The organism is Amycolatopsis thailandensis (assembly GCF_042723255.1).
Lineage (GTDB): Bacteria > Actinomycetota > Actinomycetes > Mycobacteriales > Pseudonocardiaceae > Amycolatopsis > Amycolatopsis thailandensis.
Genome location: NZ_JBHXJK010000005.1, coordinates 18,207 through 41,173 on the forward strand (window position 1 = coordinate 18,207; position 22,967 = coordinate 41,173).

19 protein-coding genes are annotated in these 22,967 nt (G+C 70.3%); 9 read left to right on the top strand and 10 right to left on the bottom strand.

All coding sequences use genetic code 11. The annotated features are described in order from the left end of the window. Positions 1-35: 35 nt before the first annotated feature. From ACFWMR_RS03050 to ACFWMR_RS03075, 6 genes are read left to right on the top strand one after another with little or no spacing between them, the layout of a single operon-like run. The gene (locus ACFWMR_RS03050) at positions 36-1,640 is read left to right on the top strand and encodes a trypsin-like peptidase domain-containing protein (RefSeq protein ID WP_378376552.1); all 1,605 of its coding nucleotides are present in this window, start codon (positions 36-38) and stop codon (positions 1,638-1,640) included. Further along, on the top strand, positions 1,637-3,841 hold the full coding sequence (locus ACFWMR_RS03055) for a tetratricopeptide repeat protein (protein ID WP_378376554.1): 2,205 nt from the start codon (positions 1,637-1,639) through the stop codon (positions 3,839-3,841). Before ACFWMR_RS03050 ends, ACFWMR_RS03055 begins: the two co-directional genes overlap by 4 nt. Positions 3,842-3,851: 10 nt before the next feature. Further along, positions 3,852-5,261, top strand: a complete 1,410-nt coding sequence (locus ACFWMR_RS03060; RefSeq protein ID WP_378376556.1) for a VWA domain-containing protein — start codon at positions 3,852-3,854, stop codon at positions 5,259-5,261. After that, the gene (locus tag ACFWMR_RS03065; protein ID WP_378376557.1) at positions 5,258-6,346 is read left to right on the top strand and encodes a hypothetical protein; all 1,089 of its coding nucleotides are present in this window, start codon (positions 5,258-5,260) and stop codon (positions 6,344-6,346) included. The genes ACFWMR_RS03060 and ACFWMR_RS03065 overlap by 4 nt, the downstream gene beginning before the upstream one ends. Beyond that, entirely contained in the window at positions 6,343-7,632 is a 1,290-nt protein-coding gene (locus tag ACFWMR_RS03070) for an ABC transporter substrate-binding protein (RefSeq protein WP_378376558.1), read from the top strand. The genes ACFWMR_RS03065 and ACFWMR_RS03070 overlap by 4 nt, the downstream gene beginning before the upstream one ends. A gap of 10 nt (positions 7,633-7,642) precedes the next feature. Then, a complete protein-coding gene (locus tag ACFWMR_RS03075) occupies positions 7,643-7,969 on the top strand; it encodes a CU044_2847 family protein (RefSeq protein WP_093933521.1) in 327 nt (108 codons plus the stop codon). 121 nt (positions 7,970-8,090) lie between these two features. On the opposite strand, the gene ACFWMR_RS03080 is transcribed toward ACFWMR_RS03075, so the two are convergent. The 6 genes from ACFWMR_RS03080 to ACFWMR_RS03105 form a co-directional block, all read right to left on the bottom strand. Continuing rightward, entirely contained in the window at positions 8,091-8,669 is a 579-nt protein-coding gene (locus ACFWMR_RS03080) for a TetR/AcrR family transcriptional regulator (protein WP_005159342.1), read from the bottom strand. Then, positions 8,666-10,561, bottom strand: a complete 1,896-nt coding sequence (locus ACFWMR_RS03085) for a YhgE/Pip family protein (protein WP_378376559.1) — start codon at positions 10,559-10,561, stop codon at positions 8,666-8,668. The genes ACFWMR_RS03080 and ACFWMR_RS03085 overlap by 4 nt, the downstream gene beginning before the upstream one ends. Then, positions 10,558-11,265 (bottom strand): ATP-binding cassette domain-containing protein, encoded by a 708-nt coding sequence (locus tag ACFWMR_RS03090; protein ID WP_378376561.1) that lies wholly within the window; start codon positions 11,263-11,265, stop codon positions 10,558-10,560. Before ACFWMR_RS03090 ends, ACFWMR_RS03085 begins: the two co-directional genes overlap by 4 nt. A gap of 156 nt (positions 11,266-11,421) precedes the next feature. Next, entirely contained in the window at positions 11,422-12,351 is a 930-nt protein-coding gene (locus ACFWMR_RS03095) for a GNAT family N-acetyltransferase (RefSeq protein ID WP_093933453.1), read from the bottom strand. Positions 12,352-12,383: 32 nt separating this feature from the next. After that, complete coding sequence (locus ACFWMR_RS03100) at positions 12,384-13,286, bottom strand: GNAT family N-acetyltransferase (protein WP_378276067.1); 903 nt, start codon at positions 13,284-13,286, stop codon at positions 12,384-12,386. After that, positions 13,283-14,134, bottom strand: coding sequence for a class I SAM-dependent methyltransferase (locus ACFWMR_RS03105; RefSeq protein WP_093933455.1), 852 nt, complete (start codon positions 14,132-14,134; stop codon positions 13,283-13,285). The genes ACFWMR_RS03100 and ACFWMR_RS03105 overlap by 4 nt, the downstream gene beginning before the upstream one ends. Positions 14,135-14,438: 304 nt before the next feature. On the opposite strand from ACFWMR_RS03105, the gene rpsA reads away from it, so the two are divergent. After that, positions 14,439-15,938 carry a 30S ribosomal protein S1 gene (gene rpsA, locus ACFWMR_RS03110; RefSeq protein ID WP_093933456.1) on the top strand — a complete coding sequence of 500 codons (1,500 nt, stop codon included), beginning with the start codon at positions 14,439-14,441 and terminating at the stop codon, positions 15,936-15,938. Positions 15,939-16,088: 150 nt separating this feature from the next. On the opposite strand, the gene ACFWMR_RS03115 is transcribed toward rpsA, so the two are convergent. Further along, positions 16,089-16,313 carry a hypothetical protein gene (locus ACFWMR_RS03115; protein WP_093933457.1) on the bottom strand — a complete coding sequence of 75 codons (225 nt, stop codon included), beginning with the start codon at positions 16,311-16,313 and terminating at the stop codon, positions 16,089-16,091. Between the two features lie 197 nt (positions 16,314-16,510). Here ACFWMR_RS03115 and coaE point away from each other — a divergent pair, with 197 nt between their 5' ends. Then, positions 16,511-17,695 carry a dephospho-CoA kinase gene (coaE, locus tag ACFWMR_RS03120; RefSeq protein WP_378376563.1) on the top strand — a complete coding sequence of 395 codons (1,185 nt, stop codon included), beginning with the start codon at positions 16,511-16,513 and terminating at the stop codon, positions 17,693-17,695. Between the two features lie 3 nt (positions 17,696-17,698). Here the strand turns inward: coaE and ACFWMR_RS03125 are convergent, their stop codons facing one another. From ACFWMR_RS03125 to ACFWMR_RS03135, 3 genes are all read right to left on the bottom strand, one after another. Beyond that, a complete protein-coding gene (locus tag ACFWMR_RS03125; protein WP_378376565.1) occupies positions 17,699-19,219 on the bottom strand; it encodes an ArnT family glycosyltransferase in 1,521 nt (506 codons plus the stop codon). 89 nt (positions 19,220-19,308) lie between these two features. Then, positions 19,309-20,841: an ArnT family glycosyltransferase gene (locus ACFWMR_RS03130; protein ID WP_378376567.1), complete on the bottom strand. Its 1,533-nt coding sequence runs from the start codon at positions 20,839-20,841 to the stop codon at positions 19,309-19,311. A gap of 139 nt (positions 20,842-20,980) precedes the next feature. After that, positions 20,981-21,496, bottom strand: a complete 516-nt coding sequence (locus ACFWMR_RS03135; protein WP_378376569.1) for a DUF402 domain-containing protein — start codon at positions 21,494-21,496, stop codon at positions 20,981-20,983. Between the two features lie 142 nt (positions 21,497-21,638). Here ACFWMR_RS03135 and ACFWMR_RS03140 point away from each other — a divergent pair, with 142 nt between their 5' ends. After that, a complete protein-coding gene (locus ACFWMR_RS03140) occupies positions 21,639-22,931 on the top strand; it encodes a DUF5685 family protein (protein ID WP_378376570.1) in 1,293 nt (430 codons plus the stop codon). The last annotated feature ends 36 nt before the right edge of the window (positions 22,932-22,967 follow it).

Sequence of the window (22,967 nt, forward strand, 5' to 3'; positions counted from 1 at the left end):
CGTCATTGCCACTCACGATGGGTAGGGTCTTTCGGGTGACTTCCGAGCGCAGACGCTGGCGGGTGCGGCTGCGCGATCACCGTGGGCGGATCCTGGGCGCCGGGACCATGCTCGACGGCGAACACCTCCTCACCTGCGCTCACGTGATCGAAGGCCACGACGAAATCGCGGTGGATTTCGTGGCCCTTCCCGGTGTCGAATCCGGAATCGCGAAAATCGTCGCGCGGGCCGCGCCCATCGGTGACGACGGCGGGGACGTCGCGCTGCTCCGGTTGCGTGATCCCGAAGAACAGATCACCGGTGCGCCGCTCCACCGGACGGCCCTCGAAGACGGCCGGCATGTGCGCGCGTACGGCTTTCCCTGCGGCTCGGACGGAATGTGGTCGCTGGCGACCGTCGTCGGGGACGGCGGGCACGGTCTGGAGCGCGTCCAGCTGCACCGGAGCCCCGACGCCGAGCCGATCACCCACGGCTTCAGCGGTTCCGCGGTGATCGCCGACGAGACCGGTCACGTCGTCGGCATGGTCGCGACCCGGTACGCGACCGAGGCGGCCCGGGTGTCCTGGATGATCCCGGTCGAGACCATGCTCGGCTACCTGCCGGAACTGCGCCGCTGGGCTCAGGGCAGCCCGGCGATCGACCCGAGTTTCGTCCAGCGTCCGGAACCACCCGCGATCGACGTGCTCTTCGCCCGCGATTTCGCGCGCTGGCTCGGCGGGCACGGCCGGTCGGACGTCCGGGTGATCATCATGGGCGAGGACGATTCGGCCGTCGCCGCCTCGTTGCGCCGCGCGGTCGTCCTCGGCGACCGCGAACACGGCGCGGGCCGGAGCGTGTCCGGGCCGACGGTCCCGCCGGTGGGCAGTGTCGTGCTGGCCGTCGACGCGGTCGGCAAGACCGCCGACGCGGTCCGCCGTCGCATCTCCGACCGGCTCGACGTCGCCGCGGACTCGCCCGCGGGCCGTCACGGGTCAGGCCGCACCGTCGTCGTCTACGGGGTCGACGAGTCGGCCGAACCCGACGAGCTCGTCGGCGAGGTACTCGTGCCGCTGGCCCAGCGCGCGCAAGAACTCGGGCTGCGGCTCGCGCTGGCCTTCCGCGAGGAGACCTCGCCGGGGGTCAGTGTGGTCCGGTCGAACACCGATGTCCTGCCCGCCGGAGCGGACGACGTCGAGGGCCGTTTCGCCCTGCTGGAAACCCGGCTGGCCGAACTCGACCGGCTGGAGAAGGACAATCTGGGCGACGCGCCCCGCTTTTCCGGGGCTCCGCACGTCCATTCCCGGGCGCGGCGGTTGCGAGGAGCCTTGACGCAGGTGCGTTCGGCGGAGCGGGACGGCGAAACCGAATGGGTGAAAAGGCAGCTTCCGGTCTGCGAACGAGCCGTGGCGAAAACCGTCGAGCGTGCCCGGGACCTGCGCCGTCTCCTCGACGAGAACCTCGCCCGGCGCGCGGAACTGCGTGCCCGGCTCGACGCCTACGGGGAGATGGCCCGTAACAGCGGCCTCGTCGAAGACGTCGAACTGGATGCCGCCTACGCGCCCGCCTGGCGGATGCTCTTCGAAGGACCGTGCGACCTCGCGGCCGCGACGGCCGCCGTCGAGCGGTACGCGGAAACCGTACGGAAACGGATCGACGGATGACGGCCTGCGGACGGAACGGCTGCCCCGGCGCGCTCGGCAAGACCGGCTTCTGCGAGATCTGCGGGCTGCCGCCCGGAACCCCGGAAGAACCGACGCTGGTGATCCCCGGCCCGGACGAGCCGACCAGGGTCACCGGCACGGTGGTCACCCGGTCCCAGCAGATCGCGGACGACCGGGTCCCGCTGCCTGCCGTCGAGCTCCCCGGCGTCGCCGGCCGCCTGCTGACCGAGCCGTACGTCCCGGAGGAGGAACGGTTCTGCGGCAAGCACGGCTGCGCCACCCCGGTCGGCCGTTCGGTCGGGGGCGGGTCCGCGCCCGCCGAAGGATTCTGCCCCGTCTGCCGGACACCGTTCTCGTTCACGCCCAAGCTCGCGGCCGGTGACGTGGTCGACGGCCGCTATCACGTACTCGGCTGCGTCGCCCGCGGCGGACTCGGATTCGTCTACCTGGCGACGGATTCCGGACTCGGCGGCCGCCACGTCGCGCTCAAGGGCCTGATCAACACGAACAACACCGCCGCCGTGCGGATCGCGGAGACCGAAAGCCAGGTGCTCACCGCGCTGGAGCATCCGAACGTCGTCCGGATCTTCGACGTGGTCGAGCACGAGGAATTCCGGTACATCGTCATGGAGTTCGTCGACGGGCTTTCCCTGCGGGAGATCAAGAACCGCGGCCGGGCCGGGCTGGACTCCAGCGAAGGACGGCTGCTGGTCGAGCACGTCGTCGCGTACGGGCGCGAGATCCTGACCGCGCTCGACTACCTGCACGGCGAGGGCCTGCTGTACTGCGACATGAAGCCGGACAACGTGATCCGCGGCGAGAAGCGGATCAAACTCATCGATTTCGGCGCCATCCGCAAGATCGCCGACGACGAAAGCCCGCTCGTCGGAACCGAGCACTACCAGGTGTCCCCGCGGGAACGCGCGAAACACGGGCTCACCGTCCGGTCCGACATCCACACCGTCGGCGTGACGTTGCGGGAACTCTTCCAGGCCAGCGACGGCTGGTCGGTCACCACCGACGCGCGTGGCGTCCGGTTCGGCATCGAGTCCTTCCTCCGTGTCCTCGACCGCGCGACCGCCGGGTTCGACCAGCGATTCGCGAGCGCGCGCGAGATGCTGGTCCAGCTCGACGGCGTGCTCGACGAGATCCTTTCCTTGCGGGACAAGCAGTCCCGGCCCTCCGGATCGACGCTGTTCACCGAAGGAGCGGTCCTGCTCGACGCGGGGCTCGGCCAGGCGCCGCCGCTGGAGCACTGGACACGAGGGACTCCGGTCTCGCTCGGAGCGCGCCCGGCCGCCGCGGAGATCGCCGTCGGCCTGCCGTTGCCGCGTGAGGATCCGGAGGATCCGCAGGCGAACTTCCTCCGCGCCGTCCGCGCTCCCGACGCGGCCCGGTTGCTGAAGAAGCTCGACAGGGTGTCCGGTTCGGTCGAGGTCGAGTTCCGGCGGTGCCGGGCGCGGCTGGAACTCGGGGCGACCGTCGAAGGCGCGTTGGCGGTGGCGGAGGCCGAACGGCTCCTCGGCGACCGTGCCGCTCACGACTGGCGGGTGGCGTGGCATCGGGGCCTGCTCGCGCTCGGAGCGGGTGATTTCGCCGCGGCCAAGGAGAAGTTCACCGCCGTGTACCGGGACATCCCCGGTGAGGAACCGCCGAAACTCGCGCTGGGCCTGTGCGAGGAGCATCTCAACGGAGCGGCCGCCGCCGAGCGGTACTACGACGCTCTGTGGGTGCGCGACAGGTCCCAGGTCAGCGCGGCGTTCGGGCTCGCGCGGGTCCGGTTGCTGCGTGGCGACCGCGCCGCCGCCGTCGCGATCCTCGACCAGGTCCCGGAATTCTCGCGTTACGACGAGGCCGCGCGGATCGCCGGGGTGCGGGTGCTGTCCGCGCCGATGCCCGGGACCGGTGATCTCCCGGCCTCGGCCGAACTCGACGACGCCGTGGTCCGGCTGACCGCCTTGGACCTCGACGGAGACGCCCTCGACAGACTGGTGACGGCGGTGCGCGAGACCGGGCTCGCCGGGGTGCTCCTCGGGCAGGACGGGATCACCGACGGCGAGATCCTGCGCGCGGACGAGACGGGCGCCCGCACGGTGCTGGACAAGTCGTACCGGCGGCTCGCCCATCACGCGCCCGCGCCGGGACCGCACGACGTCCTGATCGATCTCGCGAATTCGGTGAGACCGGTGACGTTTGTGTGAAGGGGGATCGATGACGCGGCCGAGTCTGGGACTCGAGGTGCACCAGAACAAGTTCCTGGCCGAGGGCGGCCGGACGATGACCGCGATCGTCCGGGTCGTCTCGCGCGGCGGTGCGGCCGCCGCCAGGACGGCCGCCGAGGTCCTGATGATCGACTGTTCCAGCTCGATGCGCTTCCCCAGCACCAAGATCGGCGAGGCCCGGCGCGCCGCCTCGGCCGCCATCGACGTCCTTCCCGACGGCGTGCGCTTCGCCGTCATCCAGGGCACCGAGCACGCGAAGGTGATCTATCCGGCCGAGGACGGTCTGGTCGCCGCCTCGGAACGGACCCGCGCGGAGGCCCGCGCCGCGGTCGAGCGGCTCGCGGCGGTCGGCGGGACCGCGATGGGCGCCTGGCTCACCAAGGCCCGCGACCTCTTCGACCACGAACCCGACGCCGTCCGGCACGCGATCCTCCTCACCGACGGCCGCAACGATTCGCAGACCAGGGCCGCCTTGATGACCGTGCTGAGCAGCTGCGAAGGCCGGTTCGTCTGCGACGCCCGGGGGATCGGCGACGGCTGGGAACCCGCCGAACTCACCCAGATCGGCCGGGTGCTGCGCGGGAACGTCGACTCCGTCGTCGACGACGATCAGCTCACCGAGGATTTCCGGCGGCTCGTGGAAAGCGCGATGACGAAGGTGCTGCCCGAGGTCCGGCTGCGCGTCGGCACCATGCCGTTCAGCAGGCTGCGCTCGATCAAGCAGGTGTTCCCGGACGAGTACGTCCTCACCGACCGGTGCCGGGAGGTCGCCGTCCGCGAGCTGGAGCTCTCACTCGGCTCGTTCGCGAGCGACGAGACGCGGGACTATCAGCTGATCCTGGATCTCGATCCCGGCCTCGAACCCAGCCACGGACAGGACCGTCAGCTCGCGTGGACGGAGCTCGTACCCGTTCCCGGGGCCTCGGCCGAGGAGGGCGCGCTGCCCATCGCGGGACGGTGGACGCACGACCCGATCCCACCGACGCTGGTGCACCCGATGGTGTCGAAGTACGCCGCCCAGGCCGATCTCGGTGAGGCGTTGACCGCCGGCGGCGACGCCTACGCGGCCGGGGACCAGGCCGGGGCCGAACGGTACTGGGGCCGGGCGGTCGCCTTGGCTACCGCCGCGGGTGACGACGAGACGCTCGGCCGTCTCTCGGGGGTCGTGGAGATCGTCGACGCGGAGAAGGGGACCGTGCGCCTGCGCCCGGACGCGACCCGCAGTCACGCTTTGCACGTCGTCATCCCGTCGAGGGTTTCGGAAATCGCTCTCCCGCAGGAAGATCGGCCGATGCCCGGAGCGCCACCCCTCGCCTGCGCCCACTGTCCCGCGCTTTCCCCCGCCGGGGCGAACTTCTGCGTCGGCTGCGGGGAACCGTTCGGGGAGGCGGTTCCGTGACGCCGACCCGGGTGCGGCTGGTCCGGCTCCGCGCCGCGCTGCTGGCGCTCACCCTCGCGGTCCTGGTGGTCTCGCTGTGGGCGTTCCACAATGTCCATGACACGGCGGAGACCGTCCGCGACCGGACTTCGCAGGCGGTGCTCGAAGTGACCGCGGCCCGGGCCGCGCTGGTGGCCGCCGACGCCGCCGCGGTCGCCAGTTTCGCCTCCGGCGAGGCGAAACTGGCCGGCCCGGGGCAGGAGTACGCGAATCAGCTGGCGCTGGCCAGCCAGAGCCTCGCGCGGGTCGCGGAGTTCAATCAGGCGGGGGAGGACGGCGGCAACGCGCTGCAAGTGGTGGAAAGCCAGGTCGCGGCCTACTCGGGCTCCATCGGGCAAGCCGATGTGCACTTCCGTCAGCCGGACGCCGCCGTGCTGGGCGCTGTCGACCTCTGGCACGCTTCACGGCTGCTGCACGCCCCCGGCGGGGTCCTGGAGGAACTGGAAACGTTGCAGGGCAGGCAACGTGACGCGCTGGACCGGCAGGTGTCGTCCACCGGGATGAGCCTCGCGCTGCTCCCGCTGTGGCTCCTGCCGGTGCTGGCCCTCCTGGTGCTGCTGGTGCTCACCCAGCTGTTCCTGAAGAAACGCTTCCGCCGCGTGGCCAACGTTCCGCTGCTCACGGCGACCGTGCTCGTCGCCGCCATCGGGGCCGCCCTGGTGCTCACCTTGATCAGCCGTGACCGGCTGGACTCGGTCGGCGAGCGGCTCGACGGCGTGGCCGCGGCGCGGGGCGCGCAGATCCGGGCGGCCGACGACGCCGGTCAGCGACAGCTCGCCGATCTGCTGACCGAGTACTGCGACGAGGAGCGGGGATGCGGTTTCACGGCCGACGAATTCCGGGAGCGGGCCCGGCGGACCACCACGGTGGAGACGGACAACACGCGGGTGGTCACAGCGGGCGCGAAGGCGGTGGCGGCCGACGCCTCCGACGCGGCGGAGTCCGGCGGACGGGAGTTCCTGATCCCGGCGGGCACCCTGCTCGCGGGCGGACTGATCCTGCTCGGACTGCACGCCCGGATCGACGAATACCGGTACCGCCGGTGAAACGCCTGCCGGCCATGGTGATGGCGCTGTCTCTGATCGCGGGCGGTTGCTCGGTGTCGGCGCAGGACGGGCCGGTCGTCGTCCTCGCGTCCTGGAGCGGGGAGGAGGAGACGGCGTTCCGGCAGGTGCTGGAGGCGTTCAAGGCCGACACCGGGATCGGCTACCTCTATCAGGGCACCCGGGCCGTCGACCAGGTGCTCGCCTCGGACGTCCAGCGCGGCACGCCGCCGGACGTGGCCGTCCTCCCGAACGCGGGTGTGCTGGCGAAGTACCAGAAGTCGGGTGACCTGCTGCCGCTCGACGACGACCTCTCCGCCGCCGTGAACCGGTCCTTCAGCCCGCAGTGGGTCAGCCTGCAGAAGATCGGCACCGAGAAGCTGTACGCGCTCGCGGTGAAGGCCGATCTCAAGAGCCTGATCTGGTACGACCCGGCCCGGCTGACCGGGATCCGCCCGACGACGTTCGAAGGTCTCCGCGCGTTGTCCGCCGGGCTGACCGCCGCGGGCGGCACGCCCTGGTGCGTCGGGATGGGCGCCCCGCCCACCTCGGGCTGGCCGGGCACCGACTGGATCGAGGACATCCTGCTGCATTCGGCGGGGCCCGAGAAGTACCGGCAGTGGGCGTCCGGCGGGCTGGCGTGGACCTCGCCGGAGGTGAAACAGGCTTGGCTGGACTGGGGTTCCGTCCTTGAACCCGCCTCGATCCGCGGTGGTACCGCGGCCGCGCTGCTGACCGACTTCGGCGACGCGGGCAAGCGGATGTTCACCGACCCGCCGGGCTGTGCGCTCGAACATCAGGCGTCGTTCATCATGAGCCGCTACCAGAACTTCAAGCGGCCCGACGGGTCGTTCCCCGAGCCCGGCACCGATTTCGACTTCCTCTCCTTCCCCGGCCGCGACGTCTCCGAGGTCGCCGCCGACCTGGCGGGCATGTTCAGGAACACGCCCCGGGCGCGGAAGCTGATCGAGTACCTGGCCTCGGAGAAGGCGCAGCGGATCTGGCCGTCGATTCCCCGCGCCAACGCGTTTTCCGCCAATCGGAAGCTCGGCCTCGACGTCTATCCGGACCAGGTGAGCCGTCGGGTCGCGGAGACGATCACCTCGGCCTCGGCCCTGTGTTTCGACGCCTCCGACCTGATGCCCGCGACGATGACCGGCGCGTTCCACCGTGCCGTCCTGGAGTATCTGAGCAACCGTGACCGGCTGGACATCCTGCTGAAACAGCTCGACGACGTGCAGAAGAGCATTCAGCAGGGCGAGTGGCTGAAAATCCCATGTGGACAGTGAAGGAGATCCGGTGAACGACCTGGCGCGGTTCCCGCTCGAAGGCGGCGGTTCGGTGATCGTCGAGATCGACCCCGTCCCCGGCACCTCCCGCGTCTCCCGGCGGGACGACCTGATCGAGGACACCAAAGGATCCTTCGAAGCGGCGCTGGCGAACGTGCGGGACGCGGCCGCGGCGGCGCTCGACACCTTCCGGTCGATGGCCAAGGGACCGGACGAGGTCGAGCTCAAGTTCGGCGTCAAACTGACCGCCCAGGCGGGCGCGGTGATCGCGAAAACGGGGCTGGAAGGGAACTTCGAGGTCAAGCTGAAGTGGGTCCGGGAGACCGAAGACGCGTGATCAGAGCCGTAACTCGCGTGCTTGGAGCCGTAACTCGCGCCGCACCTTGTGTTCCGCCTTCAAGCACGCGAGTTACGGCCTCGATCACGCGAGTTCCGGCCTTGATCACGCGAGATCCGTGTCAGCGGCCGAGCCCCCGGACCAGCACCATCACCGATTCCCGCACGTCGGCCCGGGTCCGCTTCGGCTGGAACACCTGCCAGTCGAGGGCGACCACCAGCATCGTGCCGAACAACCCGGCCGCCGCCGTCGGGATCTGGACGCCGTCGGGCAGCCGTCCGGCGGCGTCCAGCCGGTGCAGCTGTTCGCGCACGATCGAGATGATCTCCTCGCGCAGCAACGTCAGCGTCTCGTGCCACGTTCCGGGCGTGCGCCACATCTCGCTCACCAGGATCTGCGAGAAACCGGGGTATTCGGCGATGAACTCCAGCGCGCCGTCCACCTGCGCGGAGATGACGTCCATCGGATCGCCGTCGCCGGTGGCCGCGCGCAGCCGGTCCGCGAGCACGCCGACGCCGTAGCGCAGCAGTGCGTCGACAAGACCGTCCTTGCTGCCGAAGTTGTAGTAGACGGTGCCTTTGGCGACTTTCGCCTCGGCCGCGATGTCGTCGACCGTCAGCCCGACGAGGCCGCGGCTGGCGGACAGCCGCAGGGTCGCCTCGAACAACTTCTGCTTCGTCGCCTCACCCCGGGGACTCACAACGCGAGCTCGGGTTTCAGCGCGGAAACCGTCCAGGTGCGCCGTTTCCGTGCCGCCAGGGTCGAGACCAGGATGCCGCCGACCAGATACGCCACCAGGACGCCGATGTCACCGAGGATCTCCATCGAGGCGCCACTGTAGAGCAGGTGCCGGAACCCGTCGATGGCGTAACCCATCGGCAGCACGATGTGCAGCGGGTACAGCGCGTCCGGGATCGTCTGCCAGGGGAACGTGCCGCCCGCGCTCACCAGCTGCAGCACCAGCAGGACCAGGCCGAGGAACTTCCCGACGGCGCCGAAGAACGAGTTGAGCGCGTGCACCACGGCGGTGAAGGTGAGCGACACCAGGACCGCGAACCCGATCGCGCCGAGCGGATGCGCGACGTCGATCCCGACCAGCCAGGTCACCGCGCCGAACAGCACGATCACCTGCGCGATCCCCAGCAGCGCCGAGGAGAGCCAGCCGCCGAGCGCGACCTTGAACGGCGACGCGCCGGCGGTCAGCGCCCGGGTGGAGAGCGGGCGCAGCAACAGGAACAGCACGAACGCGCCGATCCAGGTGGCGAGGGAGATGAAGAACGGGGCCAGACCCGCGCCGTAGGTCCCGGCCGAGGCGACGCCGGAGGAGTTGACCGCGACCGGGTCGGCGATGGTGTTGGCCGTCGCCGCGCGGGTGGGATCGTCCGGGTTCGGGATCTCCTTGAGCCCGGCGGCGAGCCCGTCACGCAGTTTCACCGCGCCGTCGGCGAGCTCGGTCGTGCCGGTGACGGCGGACTTCTCGCCGTCGTTCAGCTTCGAGGCGCCGTCACGGATCTGCGTCGACGCGTCGGCGGCCTGCGCGATCCCGCTGGTGAGCTGCGGGGTGGCCGAGGCCAGCTGGTGCGCGCCGTCGGACACCTGCCGGGCGCCGGACGCGAGCTGGACGAGCTGGCTGTTCGCGCCCTGGATCTTCGTGTTCGCCTGGTCGACAGGGGAGCGGAGGGTGTCGAGGCGGCTCAGGATCTCCTGCACCTTCGCCTCGGGGACCTCGGCGGCGCGCAGATCCTGCGCGAGCTGGGTGCGGTAGCCGTCGAGTTTGCCCTGGATGTCGCCGGACGCCGTCGCGGCGAGCGAAGCCGCGTCGGAGACCTTCTGGTTCCCGTCGGCGACCTGACCGGCGCCGTCGGCGAGTTTCTGCGTCTGGGCGGGGAGCTGGGCGGTACTGGATTTCAGGGTGCCGAGCCCGGTCGCGAGCTGGGAGCTGCCGGAGGCGAGCTGGTTGGCGCCGTCGGCCAGCTGCTGCTGGCCCGTCTTGAGCTTGCCCGCGCCGTCGGCGAGCTGCGAGGCGCCGTTCGCGGCCTCCTGGATCTTGCCGTAGATCGTGGAGAAACCGACCAGGAACTTGTCCGCCGCCTCGCTGCCGACCTTCTCCGCGATCGTCTTGCGGACCTGTTCGGCCACCTGTTTCGCGATGGTTCCCGACAGATAGTTGTTGGCGTCGTTGGTGGTCAGCGTGATCGTCGCCTGCTGGGGCTGGAGGTTGCCCGAGGACAGCAGCGCGGTGGAGAAGTCGCGCGGGATGCCGATGGCGAACGAGTAATTGTCGTTGCGGACGCCCTTGAGGGCTTCCTCCTGCGACACCTCGTGCCACTGGAACGTGCCGGACTTGACCAGTTCGTCGGTGACCTCGCGGCCGACGTTGCGTTCCGCGCCCGCCGAGTCCTTCGCGCCGGCGTCGGAGGTGAAGACGGCGGCGGGCAGCTTGTCCAGGCGCGAGTACGGGTCGTAGTTCGCGTAGAGGTAGAAGGACGCGTAGAGCAGCGGCACCAGGACGAGCGCGACCATGGCGAGCTTCGGCAGGGTGCCGCTGCTCAGCCGGCGCAGCTCGTTGGCGGCGATCCGGACGGGGTTCATTCCTGGTCTCCTGAAGTCTTCTCGGTGTCGTCCGCCACGGTCGCTTCCAGCGTCGTCTCCGCCGGGGTTTCGACGGGTGCGCAGCGCACGGGATCGGGCTGGTCGAGAGCGCCGCACAGGGCGGGCTTCTCCGGCAGGGCCGAAACCGGGGTGGTGGCGGTCAGCACGATGACGGCGAGGCCGCGCTCGGCGAACTCGCGGGCGAGCCGCGCCCAGCTGTCGACGTCGCTGGTGTGCCTGTCCGGGGTGTCGAGCACGAGGACGCCGACTCCCTTGCGGCTCGCGGCGAGCGCGGTCAGCAGCCTGGTGCGCGTCACCGGTTCGAGGTTCTCGAAGCGGGTGGTGGCGAAGGCGGCGGCGTCGTGCTCGGCCAGCCAGCTCGTCACCGCGGCCTTGTTCGCCGGGCGTTTCGCCAGTTCGAGTTCCTCCCCGACGACGACCTGCAGCGTCAACGCGCCGTCCGGTTCGCTCACGCCGGGGGAGTCGACGACGGCGATGACCTTCCGCGGGTCACCGCCCTCGACGGTCACCGTCCCGGTGGCGGGCTTCAATCTGCCGGCCAGCGCCAGCCCGAAGGCCGTGACGCCGACCCCTGGCTCGCCGTGCACGATCGCCAGCTCACCACCCGAAACGGTGAGCGAAGTAGGCGACAGCAACGTGCCGTGGGGTCCGGTCACGGACACCCTGTCGGCTTGAACCCGCACGAAGAACTCCCAGGTCGGCGACTCGTGGAACTTTTAAACTGACTGGTCAGTTCAAAAGTTAGCCCTGACCTGGGAGGTGCACAACCGTGGGGGGCCCACGTCACACGCAAGAGTGACGAAACCTCCGCAAACCGGACGGCTGACTGCGCATTTCGGCTAACGCAGGGCGGAAGCCGGGTGGACCTCCCAGGACGTCCACAGTGGACGATAGCCCTGCCGGTGCCAGAACACCGAAGAGAGCGGGTTGGTCGGGTTATAGTAGAGATACGTGCCGTCCGCGCCGTCCGCGGAGAACTCCTTGTGCACCACGGACATCAGGGTCCGGCCGAGTCCGCTCCCGCGCAGGCCCGGCACGGTGACGACGTTGTTGACGTAGCCCCAGCGGCCGTGGGGGAGCAGTTCGGCCTCGGCCGACCCCGGTGACGAGGTGATCCAGGCGGCGTGCGCGAACGCGGCGACGCGGGCGTCCCGTTCGGCCAGCCACAGCAGCGGTGCGTCCTTGTCGAGGGCGCGCTCCAGCGCCGGGGCCAGCAGTTCGGCGGCGTTCGGGCGATGCCTGGTGGCGACCTGGCCGATGTAGTCGTGGGTCGAGACGGCCATCGCGAGCACGTCGTCGAAATCGTCCCGCCGGGCCCGGCGGACGCATACGCCGTCGGCGGCCGGTTCGTCGTGGTGGCGTCCGGTGCGCACGGCGAGCGCCGACATCGGCACCAGTCCGTGGTCGAGGAAGGCGCGGATCGCCTCGGCGTCCCGGCTCGGCCAGTTCACCACGCAGGACGAATCCTCACCGGGTGATTCGGCGTCCATCCACGTCCGCCACGCGCGCAGCAACACGTCCATACCCTCGGTGCCGGTGGTCCCGATGTACGGGAACAGCTGGCGCACGTCGGCGGCCGACCAGAGCAGGGGCACGTCGTCCGGACCGTGTAATTGTCGCTGGACCACGCCGGTGACCTGGACGCCCGACGCGGTCGCGGCGTCCACGCGCTCGCCGACGACCGGGGGCGGCGCCGCTTCGGGCAGCAGCCTGTCGATCGTCGCGAACCGTGCGCGGTGCGCGTCGAACAACGTCTTCTCGATTTCCATTCTGTCCCCAGGGTCGGCCGCGCCCGTCACCGCTACCGCAGGGCCGCGGCGGGGCTGGCCGCCCACGTCGTCCACAGAGGACGATAACCCTGCCGGTGCCAGAAGACCGGGGAAAGCGGATTGGCCGGATTGTACGAGACGAAGGTACCGCGCAGCGACGGCGAGAACAGCTCGTCGTGCGCGGCGGCGGTCAGCGCGCGCCCGATCCCGCGTCCCCGGGCGGCCGCGGTGACCGCGAGCGTGCCGACATAGCCCCACTCGCCCGGCGGCAGCCGTCCGGCGAGCGCGTCACCGGGGAGCGGCGAGCGTTTTCCGCTGGTCACCATCCCCACGGTGACGCCTTCCTCTTCGGCGATCCAGACGCGGCCGCCGAACTGCAAGCCGCGCCGGACCTCTTCCGCGAGCAGGGCTTCGGCCCCGGGCCGGACGACGCCGTGACCGACGAACGACGTGTAGCGAAGTTCTTCGAAGCGCAGGGCGACGATCTCCTCCAGATCACCGCCGGAGGACTCCCGGACGGTCACGCCGGGCACGGAGTACGCCTCGCCCGCGGCGGGCGCCCGGACGGCCAGCGCCAGTTGCGGCGCGAGCCCGTGGTCGAGCAGGGCCCGCGCGACCACGACGTCGCGGCTGGGCCAGGTGACCGTGCACGACGAATCGGGTTCGGCGTCGGCGAGCGCGATCCGCTCGCGCCAGGCCGACAGCAGCGCGCTCATCCCCGCGCCGGCGTCGTGCGGGAGGAACGCGGAAAGGATCTGGAGGTGCGCCGGGCTCCACAGTCGTTGCCAGGAACCCGCCGCGAACCGCACGTGCGCGATCGTCCCGGCGGCGCCGCCCGCTTCGACGGGCTCGCCAGGCGGGAGCGGGGGCGGCGGTGGAAGCAACGGATCGAGCGCGGCGAACCGTGCCCGTTGCACCCCCGCCGCCGAACTCATCCCCGCTGGGTGCAGAAGATCGCGGTGCCCGGGAAGAGCTTGCCGCGCAAGGGGCTCCACTGCCCCCAGGTGCGGGAGTGACCTTCCGGCCAGGCCGGCTCGATGAGGTCCGTCAGCGTGAAACCGGCGTCGGCGAGCGCGCGGACGTAGTCGCCGACGGTGCGGTGGTACTCGACGTAGGTCGCGACACCCTCTTCGTCGACCTCGACGTACGGCGTGCGATCGAAATACGGCTGGGTGACGGTGAGGCCCTGCGGCCCGGGGTCGTCGGGGAAGATCCAGCGCATCGGATGCGTCACCGAGAACACCCAGCGGGCGCCCGGCCGGAGCACCCGGTGCACCTCGGCGAACACGACGTCCACCGACGCCACGAACGGGACCGCGCCGAAGGCCGAGCACGCCGCGTCGAAGCTCGCGTCGGCGAACGGGAGCGATTCCGCCGTCGCCTGCACGAGCGGCACGGGGGTGCCGGTGCGCTCGTTGCCCTCCCGCGCGTGCCGCAGCATCCCCGCCGACAGATCGGTCGCCACCGCCTCGGCGCCCTGCGCGGCGAGCCAGCGCGAACAGGCCGCCTGTCCACACCCGACTTCGAGGATCCGCTTGCCACCGACTTCACCCAGAAGCGCGACGTCGGCCTCGCGGACGCCCTCCGGGCACCAGACGAAGTCCGCGTCGCCGAGGAAGCCGCCATGGGTCGCTTGGTAGTCGTCGGCGTCGGCGTCCCACCACGCCAGGTTCGCGGCCGTCGCCTCCGGCGCGGAGACCGCCCGGTAGGCGACCCCCGCGGTGCCGAGCCGCTCCTCGGCCTCGGCGTGCCGTTCGGGCTCGGTGACGGACTGCTGACTCAAACCGGTATCCTTTCCCCAGGTCAGGGCTGTGGAGGAGAGTTTATCCGCCCGCCGTGATCGCGGTAGGCACCCTGATTGTGCCGTGTACAGGGGGCCGCGTAGGATATCTGTTAGCGCAGTGGGTTCGCGCTACTCTTTCCCCCGGTTCGCTCAGCGTCCGGGTCAGGGGGTCGCGCACCGGATGCGGTGATGCTCGCGGTCGTTCCCTGTGGACGTTTGCAAATGTGGTCGCCTCATGCCGGAAGAGCCCATGGTGCCCTAACCGCAAACCCACTACTTCCCATCCACCGGAGCAACCCGCCTAATGACGACCGACACCGCCACCGCCCCGACCGCCCCCACCGGGCCCCAGCAAGTCGCTATCAACGACATCGGGTCGGAGGAAGACTTCCTCGCTGCGATCGACAAGACGATCAAGTACTTCAACGACGGCGACATCGTTGAGGGAACCATCGTCAAGGTCGACCGTGACGAGGTCCTGCTCGACATCGGCTACAAGACCGAGGGTGTCATCCCCTCGCGTGAGCTCTCCATCAAGCACGATGTCGACCCGGCTGAGGTTGTCACCGTCGGCGATGAGGTCGAAGCCCTGGTTCTCCAGAAGGAGGACAAGGAAGGCCGTCTGATCCTGTCCAAGAAGCGTGCGCAGTACGAGCGCGCCTGGGGCACGATCGAGGAGCTCAAGGAGAAGGACGAGCCCGTCAAGGGCACCGTCATCGAGGTCGTCAAGGGCGGCCTCATCCTGGACATCGGCCTGCGGGGCTTCCTGCCCGCGTCGCTGGTCGAGATGCGCCGCGTGCGCGACCTGCAGCCGTACGTCGGCCGCGAGCTCGAGGCGAAGATCATCGAGCTGGACAAGAACCGCAACAACGTGGTCCTGTCCCGCCGCGCCTACCTGGAGCAGACCCAGTCCGAGGTGCGCAGCGAGTTCCTCAACGCGCTCGCCAAGGGCCAGGTCCGCAAGGGCGTCGTGTCGTCCATCGTCAACTTCGGTGCCTTCGTGGACCTGGGTGGCGTCGACGGCCTGGTGCACGTCTCCGAGCTGTCCTGGAAGCACATCGACCACCCGTCCGAGGTCGTCGAGGTCGGCCAGGAGGTCACGGTCGAGGTTCTGGACGTCGACATGGACCGCGAGCGCGTCTCGCTGTCGCTGAAGGCGACCCAGGAAGACCCGTGGCGTCAGTTCGCCCGCACCCACGCGATCGGCCAGATCGTGCCGGGCAAGGTCACCAAGCTCGTCCCGTTCGGCGCGTTCGTGCGCGTCGAGGAGGGCATCGAGGGCCTGGTGCACATCTCCGAGCTGGCCGAGCGCCACGTGGAGATCCCGGAGCAGGTCGTCCAGGTCAACGGCGACGTGATGGTCAAGGTCATCGACATCGACCTCGAGCGTCGTCGCATCTCGCTGTCGCTGAAGCAGGCGAACGAGGGCGTCACGCCGGAGACCGAGTTCGACCCCACTCAGTACGGCATGGCCGCCGAGTACGACACCGAGGGGAACTACATCTACCCCGAGGGCTTCGACCCGGACACCCAGGAGTGGCAGGAAGGCTTCGACAAGCAGCGTGAGGAGTGGGAGCGTCAGTACGCCGAGGCTCACACCCGCTACGAGGCTCACATGAAGCAGGTCGTCAAGGCCGCCGAGGCCGACGCGGAAGCCGCGGCCGACGCCGCGACCGGCGTCACCTCCGGCGACTCGGGCGAGCAGAGCTACACCTCCGCTCCGGCCGAGGCCAAGAGCGGCGGCACGCTCGCCAGCGACGAGCAGCTCGCGGCTCTCCGCGAGAAGCTGTCGGGCGGCGCGTGATCCAGGCGCTCAGCCAGTAGCTGACAGACAGCGGCCCCGGTCCACCTCGGACCGGGGCCGCTGTCTTTCGCATTCAGTCCTCTGGATGCGGTAGTTGCGCATGCGAACTACCGCATCCAGAGGACTGAACGCGGGGGTTGGCGAAGAGGGTCAGGAAGTGGCGGGCCGGACGGCCGGCACCCAGATGCGTTCGAGGGCGGCCGCGCGGGCCTTGCGGCGGAGTCCGGCGAAGCTGTGCTTGGCGGGGACCAGGAGTGCGCTCAGCCACGTGCGCCGGTATTCGGCGAGGGCCTCGGCCACGGGACGATGGAGGACACAGTGCACCAGGCCCGGCGATCCGAGCCGGTGCCTTCCGACGTGCTTGCCGTCTGCCATCTTTCCTCCGTGTGGGCTACCTTCGCCGCGCACGGTACGCAATCGAGCCGCCGAAGCCGGGTAACCGCCCGGCGTGTCACTCGAAATGGTTGAGTCGCGCGTCACGATGATCTTGCCTTTTGCATCCTTCTGTGCCGGATGTGCCCATTCGATGACCCTGCGCGGTCACCTTGGATTGCGCCACTAGGCTGATCGACATGCTGCGTGTGGGCCTGACCGGCGGGATCGGCGCCGGAAAATCGACGGTGGCGAACCGGCTTTCCGAGCACGGCGCCGTCCTCATCGACTCCGACAAGATCGCCAGGGAGGTCGTCGAGCCGGGGACACCGGGGCTCGCCGGGCTGGTCGAGGCGTTCGGGGAAGACATCCTCGCGGCCGACGGCTCGCTCGATCGCGCCGCGCTGGCCGCGAAGGCGTTCGCGGACGAAGATTCCCGCAAGCGGCTGAACTCGATCGTCCATCCGAGGGTCGGCGCCCGGACGGCCGAGCTGATGGCGGCCGCGGCGCCGGACGCGATCGTCGTCCACGACATCCCGCTGCTGGTCGAAGGCGGCCTCGCGCCGATGTACCACCTCGTCGTCATGGTCGACGCGCCGGAAGAGGTCCGGGTCCGCCGTCTGGTCGAGGCGCGGGGGATGGCCGAGTCCGACGCGCGCGCCAGGATCAAGGCGCAGGCCACGACTGATCAGCGCCGGGCGGTGGCCGACGTCTGGTTCGACAACAGCGGGGCACCCGACATCGTGCTCGCCGACGTCGACGCGTTGTGGGCGGACAGGCTGACCCCGTTCGAAGCGAACGTGCGGCTCCGCAAGCCGCGGGCGCCGATGTCGCCGAAGATCGCGGAGTACGACCCGACGTGGCCGGTGCAGGCGGAGCGGGCGCTCGCCCGGATCCGTGTGGTGGTGGGTGACAACGCCGTGCGCGTCGACCACATCGGTTCCACCTCCGTGCCGGGGCTGCCCGCCAAGGACATCCTCGACCTCCAGCTGACGGTGTCCACCACGGACAAGGCCGACGAGCTGGCCGACGTGCTCTCCGACGCCGGGTTCCCGCGCGCGGAGGGTGAGTGGTTCGACGACGCGCACGGTGAAGAGGGCACCTGGCCCAAGCGGTTCCACTTCGGCGGCGACCCGCGCCGCCCGGTCAACCTGCACGTCCGGTCCCAGGAAACGCCTGCCTGGCGGCTCGCGCTGCTGTTCCCGGAGTGGCTGCGGCAGAACCCGGACGAACGCGACGCCTACGCGGCGGTCAAGAACGCCATGGCCGCGAAGCACGCCGGCGACGGGACCGTCGAGCGGTACACCGACGAAAAGCAGGTCTGGGTCGACGCGGCCTTCGGGCGGGCCGACGCGTGGGCCGCGTCGACGGGCTGGACCCCGTAGGGCCTACACCCGGAATTCCCGCAATCCCGGCCACGAGGACGCCCAGGATTCCGTGCGGCCGGTGACGAGCCAGATCGGCATCTCACGGCTCACGTTGCGGACGCCGAGGTCGTTGTCGACCCGGGAAACGATCCGGGCGTCGGTGAACGAGTGCAGCAGCCGTGCCGGATCGGGCCCGACGAACAGCACGCTGTCCGCGGTCTCGGGCGGATGGCCGAAGTACCAGAAGCCCCGGCTGGGGCTGTACGCGGCGGGAAGTCCGTAGTCGGCGCCGTACCGGTCCAGCGCTCCGGCCTGCCAGTACCCGGCGGTCACGAGCGTGGTGCGTGCCCGCTGCTCCGGCGGGAGCCGGTGATAGGCGTCCGCGACCGAACGGGCGAGGTCCGGCCAGCCGATCTCCTCCAGCGCGTACGCCGGGCGCGGGACGTCCCGGCCCTCGGCGATCCAGGCGACGGGCCACACCGGCAGCGCGTAGGGGAGGGTGTACAGCGCGGAAAGCACGAACACCGGCCAGGTCGGGATCCAGCGGAACCACGATGAAGGCTTCGACTGTCCGAAGTGGACAGCCGCGCCCGCCCACAGGACGCCGAACATCCCCGCCGCGTAGTAGTACCGGCCGTTGGACAGGATGAACAGCGCGATCACGCCGACGGTCGCCCAGCCGAGGAACCGGAACTCCCGCAGCTTCGCCGAGAACATCAGGACCCAGAGTCCATAAAGGACACCGACGACGCCGATGCCGAGACCGGCGCCGGTCAGCAGGGCGGGCAGGAACCCGGCGCGGCCGCTCCAGCCGCCGGTGGTCTCGTGCGCGATGACGTCGCCCATCTCCAGCTGCGGCCAGCCGTTCGCGGCCTGCCACCAGAGGGTGGGCACGAGCGAGAGCGCGGAGATGGCCGCACCGATCCAGAGTTTGGGCCTGCGCAAGAGATCCCGGGGGCCGAAGACGAGGATCGCGACCCCGGCGGCGACCCAGAAAGTCGCGACGAGGAGCTTGACGTTCAGCGCGACGGCGGTGGCGGCGCCCAGCCACAGCAACAGGTTGTCGTCCCGGGTCCGCATCCACCGCACGAGCAGCCAGGCGATGAGCGCCCACAGGGCCGGGTCGATCGTCGAGGTGGCCAGGTAGTGCCCGCTGCCGAGGAACTGCCCGCAGATCGCGTACGCGGCGGCGGCGCGGGTCTGCGCGCGGCGGTCTCCGCCCATCTCGTAGGCGATGAGCCCGGTGAACACGACACCGGCGGCCGTCGCGAGGACGGCGGGGAGACGGAACACGAAGACATTGCCCGGCGCGAGGGAGTCCATCAGCAGCGCCAGGAACGGGAGTACCGGTGGCTGGTCCGCGTATCCCCAGGCCAGCCGCTTCCCGGCGGAGAGGAAGTACAGTTCGTCGCCGAAGTAGCCGTACCGCCACGCCGTCGCCAGCAGCGCCGCCGCGGCCGCGGCGGCGAGCAGCGCCACCGGGAGCCGGGCGAACGCCACACCGGACGCGGTCGGTGTTTCGGCCGCGCTGGCGGCTTCCATCCAGTCCTCACAGATCCCTCGGGTGCCGGTCCTCTCGCACCTTACGTGCCACCGGCGTGGCGCGTCGGTCGTGAGAGGACCGGTGAGGTTCAGAAGCCCCAGTCCGTGAGTTCCGGCCACACCGTGTCCCAGCTCCCGGTCCGGCCGGTGGCCAGCCAGATCTTCATGCCCTGACTCGAATTCGGGACTCCGGCCCGGTTGTCGAGCGCGCCGGCCTCGCGCACCTGCGTGAAGTACGGCACAAGCATCGACGGATCGTTCCCGACGAACAGGATGTCCCGGGCCGATTCCGGCGGCCTCGGCAACGTCGCGTAGCCGCGGTTGGGGCTCGACGGTGACGGAAGGCCCAGTTCCGGTCCATAGTGGTCGATGGCGGCGGCCTGCCAGTACTTCGCCGCGATGACGCCGGTGCGGGCCGGGTCCGGAACGGCGCGATACGCCTGGGCCACCGATTCGGTGATCTCCCGCCAGCCGATCTCCTCGTGAGCCAGGCCCGGCCGCGCCCACTCGGGGGCGTTCGCCAGCTCGTCGCGCGGGAGGACCGGGAGCGTCTGCGGGATCGCGATCACCGCGGCCACGAGGTACACCGGCCAGGTCGCGATCCAGCGCCAGTACTTCGACGCCTGTCCCGCTTCGATCTCCACCGCGGCGGCGGCGAACAGCGGGGCGAACATCCCCGCCGCGTAGTAGTAGCGCCCGTTCGCCAGCAGGAACAGGACGAGTACGCCGAGCGCTGTCCACCCCAGGAACCGGTGCGGCCGCAGGCGTTCGGACCGCAGCAGCCGCCACAGGCCGTAGCAGACGAGGATCATCCCCACCGGGACCCCCGCGCTCATCACCAGTGTCGGGACGAACGTGGCCCGTCCGCCCCAGCCTTCCGAGACCTCCCGGGAGATCGCCGCGCCCATGGTCAGCTGCGGCCAGCCGTTCGCCGCCTGCCAGACGAGCGTGGGCGTGACCATCGCGGCGGCGATCAGCGCGCCGAGCCAGAGCGCCGGACGGCGGACCAGGTCGCGAGGGCCGAAGACGGCCGCGGCGGCCAGCGCGACTACCCAGAACGCCCCGATGAGGAACTTCGTGTTCAGCGCGAAGCCGGTCACCACACCGCTCCAGAGCAGGAGTCCGTCCACGCGGGTCCGCGTCCACCGGACGAGCAGCCAGATCAGCAGCGTCCACAGGAACGGGTCGAGGGTGCTGGTCGCCAGGTAGTGCCCGCTGCCGAGCATCTGGACCGACACCGCGAAGGTCGCCGCCGCGATCGTCTGCGCCCGGCGGCCACCGCCCAGTTCCCTAGCGATCAACGCGGTCAGCACGACCCCGGCGACCATCGCGAGCATCGCCGGGATCCGCAGGACGAACGGCGAATCGGCGCCGAACGCGGCCATCAGGCGTGCCAGCAGCGGCAACAGTGGCGGCTGGTCGGCATACCCCCAGTCCAGATGACGGCCGGCTGCCAGGAAGTACAGTTCGTCGCCGAAATAGCCGTAGCGGCCCGCCGTCGCCGCGAGCACCGCCCCCATCGCCCCGGCGATGGCCAGCACCGGTTTCCTGGCGAACGGCGCGATCCCCGCGCGTTCTCGTTCGCCGATCCTTTCCCGGAGTCCCCCGGTCTCGACGACCATGGATTCCGCCCCCCTCTCGATCGGTTTCGCTCGTGATCGAGAGTCCCGTGAGGACGTCTTTCCGGGAATCCATCATCCGGTCAGTAACCGTTCGTCCAAGGGATAAGGCCGCATCAACCGATCGGTTGATGCGGACGGCTCAATGTCGTCTCCAGGCGAGCGTGATGTCCTTTGTGGACAGCCAGCCGCGCAGATCGTGCCCGTGGGTGGCCAGCCCGTCGACGGTCGCGTGACTGACGCCGAGCGCGCGTTCGCCGTCGGCGAGGGAGAGCAGCCCGGAGGTGACCGCGCCGAGGAGTTCGTCGGTGTCGATCACCTGGACCGATTTCTTGTCCCGCAGGACGAGGTCGAGGTAGAGGTCGGTGGCGACCCAGACACCGCCTTCACGGTGGACCTCGACGACGTCGAGGTAGAAGTCCTGATCGCGTTCGTGGCCGGGGTTGAACCAGAAGTCGGTGATCCGCAGGCCGAGATCCGGCAGCAGCCAGGACTCGAGGTAGCGGAACTGTTTCCGTCCCGGGGCCGGCCGCGCCATGTAGAGGCCGAAGGGTTCTTCGCGGTATTCCTCGACGTCCCTCACGACGCCCTTGGGGTCCGTGTTGGTCTTCGCGGCCGGGTCGAAGTACTCGACCTTGGGCGGGTGCAGCGCGGTCATGCGCCCATCTTGGAAGGCCACGGCGTCCGCGAACACCGCCCAACCGGGTGGACGATCACGGTTTCGTGATTCCGGGGAAGCGGGGACCTCCGGCCGGATAGGGTGCGCTGGTTCCGCCAGAGGGGTCAGTGGGAGTCGACGTATGTTCGGGATCATCAGGCCGTGCCGCCACCGGCTTTCCGCAGGATTGCACGCGGATTGGCTCGCCCATCTGTGCGGTCTTTGCCTGGCGTTGCGGGACGAACACGGACATCTCGCCCGAATGGTGACGAACTACGACGGGTTGATCATCTCGGCGCTCGTCGAAGCCCAGTCGCCGCGTGCGGAGGGACGTCGCGACGCAGGCCCGTGCCCACTTAGGGCGATGAAGGGAACGTCGGTGGCGAAGGGCGGCGGAGCCCAGCTCGCGGCAGCGGTCTCCCTGGTGTTGGCTTCGGCGAAGATCACCGACCACGTCGAGGACCGCGACGGCGCCTTCGCGCGGCGCTCCGTCTCTCTCGCCGCGAAGCGGGTCGCGACGCGCTGGGCGGATCAGGGGAGCCGCACGGGCAACCGGATCGGGTTCGACACGGCGGTCCTGACCGAGGCCGTCGACCGGCAGGGCGAGATCGAACGCGCCGTCCGCCTCGGTGATTCGGCGGTGCTCGCCACCGAACCCGCCGAGCTGGCGACGTCGGCCGCGTTCGCGTACACCGCCACGCTGGCGGGCCGCCCGGAGAACGCCGCGCCGCTGGCCGAGGCCGGACGCCTGTTCGGCAGGGCCGCGCACCTCCTCGACGCCGTCGAGGACCTCGCCGAGGACGAGGCGGCCGGCGCCTGGAACCCGCTGACGGCCACTGGCACCGGGCTCGCCGAGGCCCGGCGGCTGTGCGACGACGCCGTGCTCGGCGTCGAGCTCGCCCTTCGCGAGGTGCGGTTCGATCAGCCCAAGCTCGTCCACGCGCTGCTGGTGCACGAACTCCGGCAGGCGGTGCGACGCTCGTTCGGACACGAGCTCATCGGGCACGGCCACGGTCCGCAGCAGCCGCCGCCGGGCTGGATCGGCCCCGGCCCGCGGCCGCAACAGCATCCCCACCAGCCCCAGCAACCACAGCAGTACCCGCAGGGCGGTCACCAGCCGCCGCCTCCGCCGCCGGGCGCTCCCGGTGGCGGAGGCCCGCCCCAGGAGCCGCCCAAGAAGGGGAAGCACGGCGGTGGCGGTCCGGTCGACGGCCAGGGCGGGGCCTGCTGGACGCCGAAGTTCCGGGTGCCGCCTCGGCCGCGGGGTTTCTTCTTCGGCTGCGCCGTGGCCACCTACATGTGCTGCTCCTGCCAGTTCTGCTGCCGTGACCCGTTCCCCGGCCCGTGGAGCGGGAAGCCGCACGACGCCTGTATCAACGGCGACTGCAGTGGCTGCGACTGCTGCGACTGTTGTTCCTGCTGTGACTGTTCGTAGGGCGTCGACCAGGCGAACCGGAAACTGTCGGACCCA